Origin of the sequence: Micromonospora sp. LA-10 (assembly GCF_051853095.1) — a bacterium.
In the GTDB taxonomy this organism is placed as follows: Bacteria; Actinomycetota; Actinomycetes; order Mycobacteriales; family Micromonosporaceae; genus Micromonospora; species Micromonospora echinospora_A.
In genome coordinates this window covers 5,094,913-5,110,034 of the sequence record NZ_CP195710.1, presented here as the reverse complement: position 1 = coordinate 5,110,034, position 15,122 = coordinate 5,094,913, and the positions used below count along the sequence as shown (strand labels likewise).

Genomic DNA, 15,122 nt, shown 5'->3' with positions numbered 1-15,122 from the left:
CTTTTCCGGCCCCGGGGAGGGGCCAGCGTCCGCCCGCCCGCCTGGCCCCTCCCCCATACGGCCTGAGCTGCTGAGATAGAGGGTTCGGCAGCGCTGCCCGGGGTAGGTAGGCAGCGCCGCCGAACCGCGTCAGGAGCAGTCGACATGAGCACCACGCCGAGCGACCGGAGCCCGGACAGCACACTCGCCTTCATCCGGGAGGGATACCGCTTCATCGGTTCCCGCTGCGACCGCCTCGGTACCGACATCTTCCAGACCCGGCTGCTGCTGAGACCGACGATCTGCCTGCGCGGCCGGGACGCCGCCGAGCTGTTCTACGACGAGGAACGGTTCGTACGGCACGGCGCCATGCCGATGCGCGGACAGCGCACGCTCACCGGTGTGGGCGGCGTGCAGGGCCTCGACGGCCAGGCGCACCGGGTCCGCAAGGCGATGTTCATGTCGATCATGACGCAGGCCGCGATCCGCCGCCTCGGGGAGATCTTCGACGAGCAGTGGCGGGCCCGAATCCCGGCGTGGTCCCGCACCGGACCGGTGGTGCTCTACGACGAGGTGGGCGAGATCCTTACCCGTACCGTCTGGGCCTGGGCCGGGGTGCCGCTGGCCGAGGCCGACGTGCCGCGCCGCACCGCCGAGATGCACGCGATGATCGAGGCCCCGGCCGCGCTGGGCCCCCGGCACTGGCGCGGACGGCTCGCCCGCCGCCGCGCGCAACGCTGGGCCGGTGACCTGATCGAAGGGGTACGCGCGGGCACGGTGCCCGCCCCGGAGGGCAGCGCGCTGGCGGTCGTCGCCGGGCACCGGGACGAGCGGGGACGGCCGCTGCCCCGCCGGATCGCCGCTGTGGAGCTGCTCAACGTGCTGCGCCCCACCGTCGCGGTGGACCGGTACGTGGTCTTCGCCGCGCTGGCACTGCACGACCACCCGCACTGGCGGGACCGGCTGCCCGGCGACGACGCCGCGACCGAGCGGTTCGTGCAGGAGGTACGCCGCTACTACCCGTTCTTCCCGGTCACCGCGGCCCGGGTACGCCGCTCGTTCCAGTGGCGGGGACACACGTTCCCGCAGGGCCGGCGGGTGCTGCTCGACCTGTACGGCACCAACCACCACCCCGACCTGTGGCCGGAGCCGGAGCGGTTCCGTCCGGAGCGCTTCACCGGGTGGCGCGACGACCCGTTCGGCCTGATCCCGCAGGGCGGCGGCGACCACTTCACCGGCCACCGCTGCGCCGGTGAGTGGATCACCATCGAGCTGATGAAACGGGCCGTGACGAACCTGACCGGCGCGATGGACTACCGCGTACCGCCGCAGGACCTGGCGCTCGACCTGGGCGCCATGCCGGCGCTGCCGCCCAGCGGACTGGTGCTCGACGGCGTACGCCCGGTCGACGGGGCACATCGGGCCGACGGGGTGCGCCCGCTGCGCTGAACGGGCGCACACCCTTCGTCGGTCAGGCGGCCTGCGGGTGCAGCACGGTACGCAGGCAGCCGTCCTCCTTCTTCTCGAAGATCTCGTAACCCCGGGCGCCCTGCTCCAGCGACATCGGGTGGGTGGCCAGGTAGCCGGGGTCGATCTCACCGGCCGCGACCCGGTCCAGCAGCATCGGGATGTAGCGCTGGGCGTGCATCTGCCCCATCCGCAGCACCAGGGCCTTGTTCATGGCCGCGCCGAGCGGGAACTTGTCCACCAGTCCGCCGTACACGCCGACGATGCTCACCGTGCCGCCCTTACGAGCCGCCATGATGGCCTGCCGGACCGAGGTGGGCCGGTCGGTCTGCGCGCGTACCGTCTGCTTGGCCTTGTCGTACGCGTACGCCGGGCCGACGTCGTGCGACTCCATGCCGACGGCCTCGATGCAGGCGTCCGGGCCGCGCCCGGCGGTCATCTCCCGCAGCGCCTCCAGCACGTCGGTCTCGGCGTAGTTGATGGTCTCCACGCCGAGGCGCTGCGCCGCGGTGTCGAGCCGTTCCGGCAGCCGGTCGATGACCACGACCCGCTCGGCGCCGAGGATCTGCGCGGACCGGGCCGCCATCTGCCCGACCCCACCGGCGCCCCAGACCGCCACCACCTCGCCGCCCTTGAGGCTGCAGAAGTCGGCCGCCATCCAGCCCGTCGGCATCGCGTCGGAGGCGAACACCACCGAGTCGTCCGGGACCCCGTCCGGCACGGTGAACGCGCCGACGTCGCCGAACGGCACCCGGATGTACTCGGCGTGGCTGCCCGAGTAGCCGCCGGCCGCGTGCGAGTAGCCGAGGATGCCCGCCGGCGAGTGGCCCCACAGCTTCTCGGTGAAGACCGGCTGCGGGTTGGAGTTGTCGCAGAGCGAGAACTGCTCGGTGCGGCAGTACCAGCACGAGCCGCAGGCCACCACGGACCCGACCACGACCCGGTCGCCGACGGAGATGCGCCGCACGTCCGGGCCGGTCTCGACCACCTCGCCCATGAACTCGTGGCCGAGGACGTCCCCCTCACGCATCGCCGGCAGGTAGCCGTTGATCAGGTGCAGGTCGGAGCCGCACACGCTGCTCGCGCGCACCTTGACGATGATGTCGCCGGCCGACCTGATGGTCGGCTCCGGCACGTCCCGCACGGCCAGCTTCCCGACACCCTCCCAGCACAGCGCCCTCACGGTCGTCCTCCCACCATCAGCTTCTCGCGTACCTTGTCCGTCGCCCGCTCCTGGCGCGGGCTGCGCCCGGACGGGTCGTGCCGGGTGTCCAGCACCTGCCCCGTCTCGATCAGCGACTTGATCCGGCGCAGCGTGGTGCGCAGCCCCAGGTCCGGGTCGGTTCCACCGGCCAGCCCGACCGCGCGCCGGATCGGTCCGGAACGCCAGCGCAGCTCGGCCCGGATCTCGGTGCCCCGGTCCTGCGGCGCGGTCACCAGCTCGACCCGGCCGCGCTGGGCCACCGGCCCGTCGGTGACCCGCCAGCTCAACCGGCCCGGGCCGTCGACGGTGATCTCGGCCCGCCACTCGGCGCCGCCGCCGGCCGGGTCGGCCGCCACGCAGCGCCACCGGTTCGCGTCGAGCTGCTCCAGCGTCGCCCACTCGGCCAGGCCGCGGTCGAGCCGTTCCCGGTCGGTCCAGAACCCGATCACCGCGTCGACCGGCCGGTCCACGGTGATGCCGCGGCGCACCACGTACCAGCCGTCCTCGCGGTCGGGTTGGTGCCGGTGCCGCCGCCGGGCCACCGTCCGGGTGATCCCGAGCGCGGTCACCGTGGCGGCGCCGGCCAGCGCCCACCTGGTCGCGTTCCTGCTCATCACGTCTCCTCCGCCTCGAACGACTCGGACCGTCCGTATCCGGCTGCGCTACCCGACGCGGGACGTCCGAAACGGTTTCAGCAGCCGCATTCCGGGCAAGTCGCGTGATCCGACACGAGGGGAGGCGACGTGACCAGACCGACCGCCGCGCACGTGTGTGACGAGACCGCCGCGTCCGCGCCGGTCCGGCTCCCGATGGCGTACGTGCTGCCGCTGCGCGCCCACGACGACGATGGCCTGGACGAGCTGACCGGGTACCTGCGCGAGCTGAACCGCTGGGTCGACGTGGTCGTGGTCGACGCGTCGCCGCCGGAACTGTTCGCCCGGCACGCCGACGCCTGGCGCGGGCTGGCCCGGCACGTGCCGCCGGACCCGGCGCTGCGCGGACGCAACGGCAAGGTGCTCGGGGTGCTCACCGGCGTCGCGCTGGCCCGCCACGAGCACGTGGTGATCGCCGACGACGACGTCCGGTACGACCTGCCGGCCCTGTGCGCGGTGCACCAGATGCTGGACGGGGTGGACCTGGTCCGGCCGCAGAACCACTTCGAGCCGCTGCCCTGGCACGCCTGGTGGGACACCGGCCGGACGTTGCTCGCCCGCGCGCTCGGCGGGGACTGGCCGGGCACCCTCGCGGTGCGGCGGGGCACGTTCCTGGCGATGGGCGGCTACGACCCGGACGTGCTCTTCGAGAACCTGGAGCTGGTCCGGACCGTGCGCGCGTACGGCGGCAGCACGGCCACCCCGGCGTGGCTGTACGTGCGGCGGATCCCGCCCACCGCAGCGCACTTCCTCGGGCAGCGCGTTCGCCAGGCGTACGACGAGACGGCCCGGCCGGCGTGGCTGCTGGCCGCGCTGGCGGTGCTGCCGGCGACGGCTGTCGCGCTCGCCACCCGCCGGCCCGGACTGCTGCTGCGCGCCGGACTGGCGACAGTTGCGGTTGCGGAGCTGGGCCGGCGACGGGCCGGCGGCGCGAAGGTGTTCCCGGCGCACACCAGCCTGGCCGCGCCCGTCTGGGCGCTGGAGCGCGGGCTGTGCGCGTGGCTGGCGCTGGGCCGGCGGCTGCGCGGCGGGGTGCCCTACGCGGGCGCCCGGCTGCGGGTGGCGGCCAACTCCACAGGTGCGCTGCGCCGGCGGATGAGCCGTCGCCGCCCCGACGAGCTGGTGCTCTGGGTGGAGACCGGCGCGGCGCCCGCCGAGGTGAAAGGAGGGGCCCCTTCTTATCGCCTGGCGATAAGAAGGGGCCCTTCCTAACCGAGGGCGCGGACGTTCAGGACCGCACCTGCTCGGCGCTGTGCCGCACGTCCTGCGCGGCGGCGCGGCCGTCGTCCTTGACCGCGTGCGCGGCGTCCTGCGCGGTCGCCTTCACCGACTCGGCGGCGTGCTGCGCGGGCTCGCGCAGCTCCTCCTTCAGCTCACCGGCGACCTCGCCGAGCTTCTCCTTGACCACGCCACCGTGCTCGGCCGCCTTCTCCTTGACCTGCGCGGCGACCTGCTGCTCGCGGCGGGTGGCCGGAATCAGCGAGGAGACCAGCATGCCGACGCCGAAGGCGATCACGCCGGCGGCGATCGGGTTGCCCTCGGACTTGCGCCGCAGCACCTGCGGAGCGCGCTGGGCGGCGTCACCGACGGTCGAGGCGGCCGAGTGCGCCTTGTCGCCCACAGTCGAGGCCATCGAGGAGGCGTGGTCGCCCACCGAGTGGGCGGCGTGGCCGGTGCTGTGGCCGAGGTCCGATGCGGTTCCCATCACCTTGTCCTTCACGTTGGTCAGCGCACTGCGTACGCGCTGCTTGCGGTCGTCGACGATGCGGCTCGGGCTGACCTTGTACGCCAGGGCGTCCACGTCCGAGCTGAGGTTGTTACGGGTGGCTTCGATCTCGCGGCGGATCTGCTCGGGGTCGGTGCTCATCGGGTGACTCCCTCCGGGTGCGGCTTGAGCGCGTCGGGGATGCGCTGCACGCTGTCGTTCGTCTGCTTCAGGCCGCGGATCCGCTCAGCGTTCTTCTTGCCCATCGAGTACAGGACCGCGGCGACCGCGGCCCAGACCACTGCCACGATCAGCGCGGCCAGCCCGGAGTCCATGACGTTGTCGAGGAACTGCCAGATCGCGATGGAGACGAAGAGCGCCACCATGTAGCCGCCGAAGCCGGCGCCGCCGAACAGGCCGGCGGCCTTGCCCGCCTTCTTGCCCTCCTGGCGGATCTCGGCCTTGGCCAGCTCCACCTCCTGCCGCATCAGCGTGGACAGGTCGGTGGTGACCTGACGCATCAGGTCACCGAGCGAGCTGCCGCGCACCTCGTCGGCGTGGTGCGGCGCGCCGGCCGCCTGATAGCCGGGGTCCTGCGTGGGTACGGTCATGCCGTCGCCTCCCTTCTGCCAGTGCGGCGGGTCACGGGCGGGGAGCGCCGGTGGACGGGACGCCCGGCAGAGGGTCGGTGCGCTCCGGCGGCGGCAGCGGCTGACCGGTGCCACCAGCCGGGTCGGCCCAGGTGTTCGGGGCGCCGCCACCCGGGTAGGTCGCGCCCGGCGCGGAGTAGCCCGGGTCCGGCTCGGCGTAGCTGCCCGGCGTCGGGTCGAGGTAGCCGCCCGGCGGCACCTGGTCCGGCACCTCGCGCGCGGTCGGGATCACGGCGGTGCGGTCCGGGTCGTACGCCGGCCGCGCCCCGCTGTCGTCGCCGATGGCGGCGATGTTGCGGGTGAGCCGTCCGGCGACCACGCCGAGCAGCGCGGCGCCGACGAGGAACGTGCCGGGGTTGCGGCGGGCGTAGCTCTTCACCTCGTTGAGCAGGTCGCCCGGCTCACGCTGCTCCAGCCAGCCGGCCACGCCGTGCACCCGCTCGGCCGCCTGGTGGGCCAGCTCGGTGACCGGCCCGGAGCCGCCACCCTGCTGCGCCATGGTGCGCATCTCGTCGGCCAGCGACCGCAGGCCACTGGCGGCGCGCTGCTGCTGCTGACCGGCCTGCGCGGTGACCTGGGTGCGGGTCTCGCTGTAGAGGTCGCGGGCCTGTCGCTTGGCCTCGCCCACCACCTCCTGGCCCTGCTCCTTGGCGGTCTGGGCGACCGCGCCACCGGCGCTCGCGGCGTCGGAGCCGACCTGGCGGGCCTGGTCACGCACGCCGCCGCCGTTCGTCGACTGGTACGTGGCCGAAGTCGGGGAAAGATCCTGAGTCATGATGTCCCTTCCGCTCGTGTGTTTCCAGCGGGTGTTCTCGGGGGGTCACGCGGATTTGTTTCCGCTTGACAATCGCCCTACCCCAGGCCGACCGGTCCATGCCTCATTCGTGATTTCTCTGCGGGAGCGACCCGCTCCGGTCAGAGAATGGAATGCCTGCCCGCTCGGGCGGCGGCGAGTCCACGGGGGTGACAGGGATGGCACGTGACGTGCGCGAACACGCGCCCGCGCGGCCTGCGGTGCAGAAGGTCGCCCTCGCGGCGGCAGCCGTCTTCGCGCTGATCGGCGTGCTCGGCTTCGTGCCCGGCATCACCACGCACTACGGCGAGATGACGTTCGCCGGGCACCACTCCGAGGCGAAGCTGCTCGGGGTGTTCCAGATCTCGGTGCTGCACAACCTGGTGCACCTGCTGTTCGGCCTGGTCGGTCTGGTGATGGCCCGGCGGCTGGCCGGGGCGCGGTTGTTCCTGGCCGGCGGCGGCGCGCTCTACCTGGTGCTGTGGCTGTACGGCTTCGCCATCGACCGGGACACCGCTGTCAACTTCGTGCCGGTGAACGACGCCGACAACTGGCTGCATCTGTTCCTCGGTTTCGGCATGCTCGCCGCCGGCCTGCTGCTCAACAACAACCTGGGCACCGGCACCCCGGTGAAGGCCCCGTTCGACCGGCCCTGACCAGGCGCGACACGCCGGGCAGGCGTTTGTCCGGGCCCTACGCCGGGCAGGAGGGCAACCGCGAACGCGGCGAGGAGGTCCGACGATGCCACGGTGGTTGCGCGACAACATGCTCTCGGTGGCGATGCTCGGCGCGTTCCTGGTCTTCCTGCTGCTGCAGAGCTTCTTCGGCTGGCAGGTGCACAACGAGGAGTTGACCCGGTACGGCGTCGAGCCGCTGAGCTGGTGGGCCTACCTGGGCACCGGGCACTTCGCCGAGGCGGTGTTCGAGAACTGGGAGTCGGAGTTCCTCCAGATGGGCGGCTACGTGCTGCTCACCGCGTACCTGGTGCAGAAGGGCTCGGCCGAGTCGAAGCCGCAGGGCCAGACGGACCGCCCGGAGGACAACCGGGACCACGCCCGCCCCGACTCGCCCTGGCCGGTACGCGTCGGCGGGCTGCCGCTGGTCATCTACCGCAACAGCCTCGCCGTCGCGCTTCTGATGATCTTCGGTGGCTCGTTCCTGGGGCACCTGTTCGGCGGCGTGGCCGCCTACAACCAGGAGCAGGCACTGGAGAGCGGCGCGGCCCCGATCAGCGCCTGGCAGTTCCTCGGCGCCAGCGACTTCTGGTTCCAGTCCATGCAGAACTGGCAGAGCGAGTTCCTCGCCGTCGGCGTGCTGATCCTGCTCAGCATCGTGCTGCGCCAGCACGCCAGCCCCGAGTCCAAGCCGGTCACCGCGCCGCACGCGCAGACCAGCGCCTGAGCGTCAGGCCGCGACCGGCAGCCGCTTGGCGAAACAGACGCTGTACGGGTTGTCCACGTACTCGCCGTAGACCGGGATCGGCTCGTAGCCGCTGGACCGGTAGAGCGAGATCGCGGCCGGCAGGTACGTGCCCGTCTCCAGGCACACCGTCCGGTGGCCCGCCCGGAACGCCAGTTCCTCCAGCGCGACGAGCAACTGCCGGGCGATGCCCCGTCCCCGGAACGCCGGTCGCACGTACATCCGCTTCAGCTCACCGGTGTCGGCGTCGAGCGCCTGGAGCCCACCGCAGCCGACCGCCCGGCCACCGACCACAGCGGCCAGGTAGTGGATGTCGGTGTGCACGACTGTCACCTGGCCGTCCAGCCCGCCGTCCGCGTCGCGCAGCTCCCGCTGCTGGGCGACGACGAGCGCGGCGATCTCCGGGTCGGTGGCGGGACGGGACTCGATCAACATGCCCGTACGCTAGATCCGCCGGATTTCGCGCAGGTTTCCCGCCACCGTCCCGCAAACGGCTACTCGGCGTCCGCCTCCGCCGCCGGCGCGGCCTCGATCTCGTCCTCCGGCCGGACCCGGCGGGCCTTGCGGGCCGCCAGCCGGTCGGACGCCGACGGGCGGTTCGACTTCTCCTCCAGCCGTACGTCGGTGCCCCGGTTACCGGGCACGAAGTCGGCACCGGCGTAGAGCGTCGGCTGCCAGTCGAACTCCCGGTCGCCGATGCGTACCAGGTCGCCGGCCTGCGCGCCGGCCTTCGCGAGCTTCTCCTCGACGCCGAGGCGGGCCAGCCGGTCGGCCAGGTAACCCACTGCCTCGTCGTTGTCGAAGTTGGTCTGCTTCACCCAGCGCTCCGGCCGGCTGCCGCGCACCGTGTACGAGCCGTCGTCCTCGGCCTCGATGGTGAAGCCGGCGTCGTCGACCGCCTTCGGGCGGATCACGATCCGGGTCGGCTCGGCCGGCGGCGCGGCGCGGCGACCCTCGTCGACCAGTTCCGCCATCGCGTACGTCAGCTCGCGCAGGCCCTCACGGGTGGCGGTGGAGACGTCGAACACCCGCAGGCCGCGCGCCTCCAGGTCGGGGCGGACGATGTCGGCGAGGTCCTTGCCGTCGGGCACGTCGACCTTGTTGAGCGCGACCAGCCGGGGCCGGTCGGCGAGACCGCCGTACTGGGACAGCTCCGACTCGATGGCGTCGATGTCGGCGAGCGGGTCGCGGCCGGGCTCCAGCGTCGCGGTGTCGATCACGTGCACCAGCACGGCGCAGCGCTCGACGTGGCGGAGGAACTCCAGGCCCAGGCCCTTGCCGCTGGCCGCGCCGGGGATCAGGCCCGGCACGTCGGCGACGGTGAAGGTGTGGTTGTCCACGCGGACCACGCCCAGGTTCGGCACCAGCGTGGTGAACGGGTAGTCGGCGATCTTCGGCTTGGCCGCGGAGATCACCGAGATCAGCGACGACTTGCCGGCCGACGGGAAGCCGACCAGGCCCACGTCGGCGACGCTCTTGAGCTCCAGCACCACGTCCAGCCGGTCGCCGGGCTCACCCAGCTCGGCGAAGCCGGGCGCCTTGCGGCGGGCGTTCGCCAGCGAGGCGTTGCCGCGCCCGCCCCGGCCGCCCCGGGCCGCCTCGAACGTGGTGCCCACGCCGACCAGGTCGGCCAGGACCTCGCCGTCGAGGCTCTGCACGACGGTGCCGTTCGGCACCTTGATGACCAGGTCGCGGCCGTTGGCGCCGTCCCGGTTCGAGCCGGCCCCGCCCTTGCCGTTCTCGGCCTTCAGGTGGGGCCGGAAGTGGAAGTCGAGCAGCGTGGTGACCTGCGCGTCGACCACCAGGGACACGCTGCCGCCGTGCCCGCCGTTGCCGCCGTCCGGCCCGCCGAACGGCTTGAACTTCTCCCGGTGGATCGAGACACAGCCGTGCCCGCCGTCGCCGGCCTGCATGTGCAGGACGACCCGGTCAACGAACGTCGTCACGACGCCAATCCTTCCAGCGGGGTCCGCCCCGCACGTGGAAAAGCGAAGCGGGCCGGGACTCGAGGTCCGCGGCCCGCTTCGCTTGAGAACTACTGCTGAGGCACGATGCTGACGGTCTTGCGACCGCGCTTGGTGCCGAACTGCACCGAGCCGGCGGCCAGCGCGAACAGCGTGTCGTCGCCGCCACGGCCGACCAGGTCACCGGGGTGGAACTTGGTGCCACGCTGACGGATGAGGATCTCACCCGCGCTGACGACCTGACCACCGAAGCGCTTCACGCCGAGTCGCTGGGCCGCGGAGTCACGGCCGTTACGCGAGCTGGACGCACCCTTTTTGTGAGCCATTGGAGGACGACCTACTTCCCGCTGGAGATGCCGGTCACCTTGACCTGGGTCAGCGGCTGGCGGTGACCCTGGCGCTTGTGGTAGCCGGTCTTGTTCTTGAACTTGTGGATCCGGATCTTCGGGCCCTTGGTGTGCGCGGCGATCTCGCCGGACACCGCGACCTTGGCGAGCTTCGCCGCGTCGGTCACCAGGTCGTCACCGTCGACGAGGAGCACCGCGGTGAGCTTCACCGCGTCGCCGGGGGCACCGGCGAGCTTCTCGACCTCGATCACGTCGCCCTCGGCGACCTTGTACTGCTTGCCGCCGGTCTTGACGATCGCGTACATCGGAGGCGGACTCCCTGTCGTTGAGGCTGCTGGCGTCTATTCCACCGCTGCCGGTTGTCACACCGGCGGCGGTCGTTCCCACGGCGTCTCGCCGGGAGCCGTGACACCGGCGGAGCGGGCACGCGGGAACTCAGCACACCAAAGTGCGCCGCAGGCAAGCGTACGCCATACCCGGCCCGCCCCCCAAACCGGGCTGCCGGTAGGCGCCCCGGCCGGCACGACAGAGCCCCCGGATCCACACGCCAGGCGTGGAACGGGGGCCCTGTTCGCGCAGTTCAGCGCCTCACGGCCGGGTACGCCGCCGGGCGCCGCCACGGCGCGCCCGCCGGCGCGGGGAACCGCCGTCGTCGTCGCTGTCGCCGTCACCGATCGCGTCCGGGTCGTCGGCGGCGGCCAGCCGGGCCGAGTCGCCCTCCTGGCTGTCCGCGACCGCCGGGGCGGCCGGGGTGTCCGACTCGAACCGGGACAGGTCGTAGCCCTGGGTGTCGTAGTAGTCGTCGTCGGTCTCGACCACCTCGGCGACGGTCCGCTCCGGGGGCGCGACGGCCGCGGGCGGCTCGGTCGCGGCAGGCGCCTGCGCGGCCTGCTGCTCCGGCGCGGACTCCACGGCCGGCTTCTCCGCCGCGGCCTTACGGCCCCGGCGACGGCCCTTCTCCTCGGCCGGCGCGGCGACCGCCGAGGCGACCGCCTTGACCTTCTCCGCCGCGCCGCCGCTGCGCGGCTTCTCCGGCACCGGCTCGGTGTGAATGATCACGCCCCGGCCCTTGCAGCACTCGCAGGTCTCGCTGAACGCCTCCAGCAGGCCCGCGCCGATGCGCTTACGGGTCATCTGCACCAGGCCGAGCGAGGTGATCTCGGTGACCTGGTGCTTGGTGCGGTCCCGGCCGAGGCACTCGGTGAGCCGGCGCAGCACCAGCTCCCGGTTCGACTCCAGCACCATGTCGATGAAGTCGATCACCACGATGCCGCCGATGTCGCGCAGCCGCAGCTGGCGCACGATCTCCTCGGCCGCCTCAAGGTTGTTGCGGGTGACCGTCTCCTCCAGGTTGCCCCCGGAGCCGGTGTACTTGCCGGTGTTGACGTCGACGACAGTCATCGCCTCGGTGCGGTCGATCACCAGCGAGCCGCCGGAGGGGAGGAAGACCTTCCGGTCCAGCCCCTTGAGGATCTGCTCGTCGATCCGGTACTCGGCGAACACGTCCACCACCCCGGCGTGCCGGCGCAGCCGCTCCACCAGGTCCGGGGAGACGTGCGACAGGTACGACTCGACCATGCCGTACGCGGACTCGCCCTCGATGACCAGCTCGCGGAAGTCCTCGTTGAAGAGGTCCCGGACCACGCGGATCACCAGGTCCGGCTCCTCGTAGAGCAGCACGGGGGCGCCGCCCTCGGTGGCCTTGGCCTGGATGTCCTCCCACTGCGCCTGCAGCCGCTTGACGTCGCGCGCCAGTTCGTCCTCGCTGGCGCCCTCGGCCGCGGTCCGGACGATCACCCCGGCGCCGTCCGGCACCAGCTTCTTCAGCGCGTCCCGCAGACGCTTGCGCTCGGTGTCCGGCAGCTTGCGGCTGATCCCGGAGGCGTTGCCGTTGGGCACGTAGACCAGGTGCCGGCCGGAGAGCGCGATGTGACTGGTCAGCCGCGCGCCCTTGTGCCCGATCGGGTCCTTGGTCACCTGCACCAGCACCGAGTCGCCGGAGCGCAGCGCCTGCTCGATCGAGCGCGCCCGGCCCTCCAGGCCGGTGGCGTCCCAGTTGACCTCGCCGGCGTACAGCACCGCGTTGCGCCCGCGCCCGATGTCGACGAAGGCGGCCTCCATGCTCGGCAGCACGTTCTGGACCTTGCCCAGGTAGACGTTGCCGGCCATGGTGGCGGACGAGTTGCGGGTCACGTAGTGCTCGACCAGCACGCCGTCCTCGAGCACCGCGATCTGGGTGCGGTCGCCGCGCTGGCGGACCACCATCACCCGGTCGACAGCCTCCCGGCGGGCCAGGAACTCCGACTCGCTCAGGATCGGCGGGCGGGTGCGCCGCTGCTCGCGGCCGTCCCGGCGGCGCTGCCGCTTGGCCTCCAGCCGGGTCGAGCCGGAGACACCCTGCACCTCGTCGACCGGCTTGCGCGGCTCACGGATCTTGACGACGGTGGGCACGCCGTCCTCGGCGGCGGTGTCCGCCTCCCCGGCGCCCCGGCGGCGACGACGGCGACGGCGGCGGGTCATCCCCTCGCCGTCGGGCTCCTCGTCCTCGGCGGGCTCCTCGGCATCCTCCTCGGCGGCCTCGGCCGTGCCGGACTCCTCGGCTTCTTCGTCGTCGGCCTCGTCGGCGCCACCCCGGCCCCGGCCCCGGCCCCGGCGACCCCGGCGGCGGCGACGCCGGGCGGCGGCCGTCTCGTCGTCCTCGTCGATCTCGGCGGACTCCTCGGCCTCGGCGGCCGGCTCCTCCTCAACGACCTCCGGCTCGACCTCGGCCTCGACCGGCTCGACCTCCCGGCGACCGCGACGGCGGCGCCGGACGGTCTCGACCGCTTCCTCGATCGGTTCCTCCGCGGCCGGGTACGTGACCTGGACGGCGGGGGCCTCGTCGGGCTGCGGGGCCATGAACAGGACGGTCGGCGCGGAGAGCGCGGCACGACGCCGTCGGGTGGTGGTGGGCGGCGTCTCGGCCGGCTCCTCGGCGGCGCGCGGCACGGCAGCGCCCGTCGACACGACGCCCGTCGTGTCCGCCGGGCCGCCGCTGCGGGCCAGGTCGACCTCGCGGGTACGCGTACCCGCGGCGCTCGCGTCCTCGACGGTGCCGCCCTCGACGTCCTCGTCCTCGACGTCCTCGACGTCCTCGACGACCGTCTCACCGACGCCGGTCGCGTCGCCGGTGCTCGTCTTGTCACCGGTGGTGGCCCTGCTCCCGCCGGTGGCGGCACTGTCCCCGGTGGCGGCCCTGTCGGCGGTGGCGGCGCTGTCGCCGGTGGCGGTGGTCCCGGCCCCGGTGGCGGCCCGGTCGCCGCCGGCGGCGCGCCGACGGGTGCGGGACCGCCCTGCGGTACCCGTGGTCTCCGCGGTGCCGGCCCCGCCCGGCGCGGTGGCCTCGCCGCCGTCGATGTCTGCGCGCCCCTCGGCGATCAGGTCGCCCCCGGGCGCGGAGACCGGCCCGTCGATAACGCCGTCCTCGGACTCCTGCACCGCGGCGGCGGTCTCGTCCGGCGCCACGGTCTCGGCGGCGGGCGGGGTGGCCTTGCGGCGACGGGTCCGGGTCACCTTCACCGGCGGCACGACCTCGTCCGAGGCGGCCTCCACTTCGGCCGCGGCCACCGGCTCCTCGGCCGCCTTCGCCGGAGTCGCCTTACGGCGGCGCCGGATGGTCTTGGGCGCGGTGTCCAACTCGCCCGCGATCGGGGCGAGCACCTCGGCCTGCGGCGACTCGCCGCTGCCGGTCACGGTCGTGGACGCCTCCACCGGCGCGTCGGTCTGCTCCGGCTGGTTCAGCGGCGCGGCCTTGCGGCGGCTGGCCCGCTTACGGGCCGGCGGCTTGGTCTCGGCGACGCCCTCCGCGCTGCCGGAGGTGGCGACGTCGGCGCTGCCGGAGGCGATGGCGGCACTGTCGGCGGTCGTCCCGGCCGGCTCTGCGCCGGTCCGTTCGCCGCCCTCGGGCTCGTTCTCGAGCATGGACGTTCTCCAGTTCTGGCTGCCCCGGGCGCGGGTGAGCGCTGCCACGCAGGGTTGCCGCAAAGGTGTTTCCGCCGGGCGCGCAAACGCGCGACCGCCGAAGTCTGCCTGCCAGAACGCTGACCGACGGTCAGCGCTCTCCGATGGTTGCCCCGTCGCGATCCGCGTCCAACGGATCGACGATCTCGCCCTGCGCGGTCAACGTGCCCTGCGCCAGCCGAATCACCTTCGGGGTGACCGGCGGCTCCAGAGCGGCCACCGCGCGGAGGCCGGACAGGACGTCATCGGGCCGAACGGACGGGGTGACCTGCCGCACGACCAGTTCGAGTATCGCACACGGTACGGCCGCCGCCTCGGAAGGCGTCTCAGACGGAGACATCACATCGATGGACGCCACTGCCGCGCGAGCGTCGAACGTCCGCCGCCCCTGCTTGGTCATCCGCTCGACCAGGATCTCGTCGGCGGCGGTGAAGGCCGCCACGGCCTCCGCCAGCACCTTCGGGTCAACCTCGGGCAGCTCGATCCGCCAGTACGACGCCTCGATCCGGTCGGCGAGGCTGCCGCCGGTCGCCTCCACCGCGTCGAGCACGTCGAGCCCGGGCGAGAGCGCGGCGTCGAGAGCCTCGCGCAGTCGCGCCGGGTCGACCGGCTCACGCAGCCCGATCTCCAGGTACTCCGCCTCGCTTGCTACACCCGTGGGCGCCGCCGAGGCGTACGAGATCTTGGGGTGTGGGGTGAAGCCCTGGGAGAACGCGATCGGCACGCCGGCCCGGCGCAACGCGCGCTCGAAGGCCCGGGCGAAGTCGCGGTGCGAGGTGAAGCGCAGCGGTCCCCGCTTGGCGTACCGGATGCGGACCCGCTGGACGACGGGCGCCTGGCCGCCCTCGGGTTGAGGCTTTCTGGCGATCGTGAGCTCCTCGGCTGTGCCTGCGTATCCGCCCCATCCTGGCGCAGTGCTCGCCGCGCCCCACACCCGGGGCT

The 15,122-nt window shown here is 73.1% G+C and carries 15 protein-coding genes; 4 read left to right on the top strand and 11 right to left on the bottom strand.

Going from position 1 to position 15,122, the window contains the following annotated elements:
• Positions 1 to 144: 144 nt before the first annotated feature.
• On the top strand, positions 145 to 1,428 hold the full coding sequence (locus tag ACSDG8_RS24105) for a cytochrome P450 (protein ID WP_210898047.1): 1,284 nt from the start codon (positions 145 to 147) through the stop codon (positions 1,426 to 1,428).
• Between the two features lie 22 nt (positions 1,429 to 1,450).
• Here the strand turns inward: ACSDG8_RS24105 and ACSDG8_RS24100 are convergent, their stop codons facing one another.
• Both ACSDG8_RS24100 and ACSDG8_RS24095 read right to left on the bottom strand, forming a co-directional pair.
• Positions 1,451 to 2,629, bottom strand: a complete 1,179-nt coding sequence (locus tag ACSDG8_RS24100; protein ID WP_210898045.1) for a zinc-dependent alcohol dehydrogenase — start codon at positions 2,627 to 2,629, stop codon at positions 1,451 to 1,453.
• Positions 2,626 to 3,264 carry an SRPBCC family protein gene (locus ACSDG8_RS24095; RefSeq protein WP_210898043.1) on the bottom strand — a complete coding sequence of 213 codons (639 nt, stop codon included), beginning with the start codon at positions 3,262 to 3,264 and terminating at the stop codon, positions 2,626 to 2,628. The genes ACSDG8_RS24100 and ACSDG8_RS24095 overlap by 4 nt, the downstream gene beginning before the upstream one ends.
• A 129-nt stretch (positions 3,265 to 3,393) precedes the next feature.
• On the opposite strand from ACSDG8_RS24095, the gene ACSDG8_RS24090 reads away from it, so the two are divergent.
• Positions 3,394 to 4,515, top strand: a complete 1,122-nt coding sequence (locus ACSDG8_RS24090) for a glycosyltransferase (RefSeq protein ID WP_247679337.1) — start codon at positions 3,394 to 3,396, stop codon at positions 4,513 to 4,515.
• A 16-nt stretch (positions 4,516 to 4,531) separates the two neighbouring features.
• On the opposite strand, the gene ACSDG8_RS24085 is transcribed toward ACSDG8_RS24090, so the two are convergent.
• Genes ACSDG8_RS24085 through ACSDG8_RS24075 form a run of 3 tightly spaced genes read right to left on the bottom strand, consistent with a single transcriptional unit; the run spans position 4,532 to position 6,433 of the window.
• Positions 4,532 to 5,170: a DUF3618 domain-containing protein gene (locus ACSDG8_RS24085; RefSeq protein ID WP_073831866.1), complete on the bottom strand. Its 639-nt coding sequence runs from the start codon at positions 5,168 to 5,170 to the stop codon at positions 4,532 to 4,534.
• A complete protein-coding gene (locus ACSDG8_RS24080) occupies positions 5,167 to 5,619 on the bottom strand; it encodes a phage holin family protein (protein ID WP_210898041.1) in 453 nt (150 codons plus the stop codon). Before ACSDG8_RS24080 ends, ACSDG8_RS24085 begins: the two co-directional genes overlap by 4 nt.
• Positions 5,620 to 5,650: 31 nt before the next feature.
• Entirely contained in the window at positions 5,651 to 6,433 is a 783-nt protein-coding gene (locus tag ACSDG8_RS24075) for a hypothetical protein (RefSeq protein ID WP_210898039.1), read from the bottom strand.
• A 209-nt stretch (positions 6,434 to 6,642) separates the two neighbouring features.
• Between ACSDG8_RS24075 and ACSDG8_RS24070 the strand changes: the two genes are divergently transcribed.
• Together ACSDG8_RS24070 and ACSDG8_RS24065 are read left to right on the top strand one after the other, a co-directional pair.
• Positions 6,643 to 7,107, top strand: a complete 465-nt coding sequence (locus ACSDG8_RS24070; RefSeq protein ID WP_210898206.1) for a DUF4383 domain-containing protein — start codon at positions 6,643 to 6,645, stop codon at positions 7,105 to 7,107.
• Positions 7,108 to 7,192: 85 nt separating this feature from the next.
• On the top strand, positions 7,193 to 7,852 hold the full coding sequence (locus ACSDG8_RS24065; protein ID WP_210898037.1) for a DUF6766 family protein: 660 nt from the start codon (positions 7,193 to 7,195) through the stop codon (positions 7,850 to 7,852).
• A 3-nt stretch (positions 7,853 to 7,855) separates the two neighbouring features.
• On the opposite strand, the gene ACSDG8_RS24060 is transcribed toward ACSDG8_RS24065, so the two are convergent.
• The 6 genes from ACSDG8_RS24060 to ACSDG8_RS24035 all read right to left on the bottom strand — a co-directional run bounded on the left by ACSDG8_RS24060 (position 7,856) and on the right by ACSDG8_RS24035 (position 14,967).
• Positions 7,856 to 8,305: a GNAT family N-acetyltransferase gene (locus ACSDG8_RS24060; protein ID WP_064448720.1), complete on the bottom strand. Its 450-nt coding sequence runs from the start codon at positions 8,303 to 8,305 to the stop codon at positions 7,856 to 7,858.
• A gap of 59 nt (positions 8,306 to 8,364) precedes the next feature.
• Positions 8,365 to 9,816 (bottom strand): GTPase ObgE, encoded by a 1,452-nt coding sequence (obgE, locus tag ACSDG8_RS24055; RefSeq protein WP_210898035.1) that lies wholly within the window; start codon positions 9,814 to 9,816, stop codon positions 8,365 to 8,367.
• Between the two features lie 89 nt (positions 9,817 to 9,905).
• On the bottom strand, positions 9,906 to 10,160 hold the full coding sequence (rpmA, locus tag ACSDG8_RS24050; protein WP_013288010.1) for a 50S ribosomal protein L27: 255 nt from the start codon (positions 10,158 to 10,160) through the stop codon (positions 9,906 to 9,908).
• Between the two features lie 11 nt (positions 10,161 to 10,171).
• Positions 10,172 to 10,486 (bottom strand): 50S ribosomal protein L21, encoded by a 315-nt coding sequence (gene rplU, locus ACSDG8_RS24045; protein ID WP_018787289.1) that lies wholly within the window; start codon positions 10,484 to 10,486, stop codon positions 10,172 to 10,174.
• 283 nt (positions 10,487 to 10,769) lie between these two features.
• A complete protein-coding gene (locus tag ACSDG8_RS24040; RefSeq protein WP_210943230.1) occupies positions 10,770 to 14,141 on the bottom strand; it encodes an Rne/Rng family ribonuclease in 3,372 nt (1,123 codons plus the stop codon).
• Positions 14,142 to 14,271: 130 nt separating this feature from the next.
• The gene (locus tag ACSDG8_RS24035; protein ID WP_247679346.1) at positions 14,272 to 14,967 is read right to left on the bottom strand and encodes a TIGR03936 family radical SAM-associated protein; all 696 of its coding nucleotides are present in this window, start codon (positions 14,965 to 14,967) and stop codon (positions 14,272 to 14,274) included.
• Positions 14,968 to 15,122 lie beyond the last annotated feature (155 nt).

What these genes read in the sequence shown, in the direction of transcription:
- ACSDG8_RS24075 (WP_210898039.1), bottom strand. Translation starts at nt 6,433, where the DNA reads ATGACTCAGGATCTTTCCCCGACTTCGGCCACGTACCAGTCGACGAAC.
- ACSDG8_RS24085 (WP_073831866.1), bottom strand. Translation starts at nt 5,170, where the DNA reads ATGAGCACCGACCCCGAGCAGATCCGCCGCGAGATCGAAGCCACCCGT.
- rplU (WP_018787289.1), bottom strand. Translation starts at nt 10,486, where the DNA reads ATGTACGCGATCGTCAAGACCGGCGGCAAGCAGTACAAGGTCGCCGAG.
- ACSDG8_RS24065 (WP_210898037.1), top strand. Translation starts at nt 7,193, where the DNA reads ATGCCACGGTGGTTGCGCGACAACATGCTCTCGGTGGCGATGCTCGGC.
- ACSDG8_RS24040 (WP_210943230.1), bottom strand. Translation starts at nt 14,141, where the DNA reads ATGCTCGAGAACGAGCCCGAGGGCGGCGAACGGACCGGCGCAGAGCCG.
- ACSDG8_RS24060 (WP_064448720.1), bottom strand. Translation starts at nt 8,305, where the DNA reads ATGTTGATCGAGTCCCGTCCCGCCACCGACCCGGAGATCGCCGCGCTC.
- ACSDG8_RS24095 (WP_210898043.1), bottom strand. Translation starts at nt 3,264, where the DNA reads ATGAGCAGGAACGCGACCAGGTGGGCGCTGGCCGGCGCCGCCACGGTG.
- ACSDG8_RS24105 (WP_210898047.1), top strand. Translation starts at nt 145, where the DNA reads ATGAGCACCACGCCGAGCGACCGGAGCCCGGACAGCACACTCGCCTTC.
- rpmA (WP_013288010.1), bottom strand. Translation starts at nt 10,160, where the DNA reads ATGGCTCACAAAAAGGGTGCGTCCAGCTCGCGTAACGGCCGTGACTCC.
- ACSDG8_RS24080 (WP_210898041.1), bottom strand. Translation starts at nt 5,619, where the DNA reads ATGACCGTACCCACGCAGGACCCCGGCTATCAGGCGGCCGGCGCGCCG.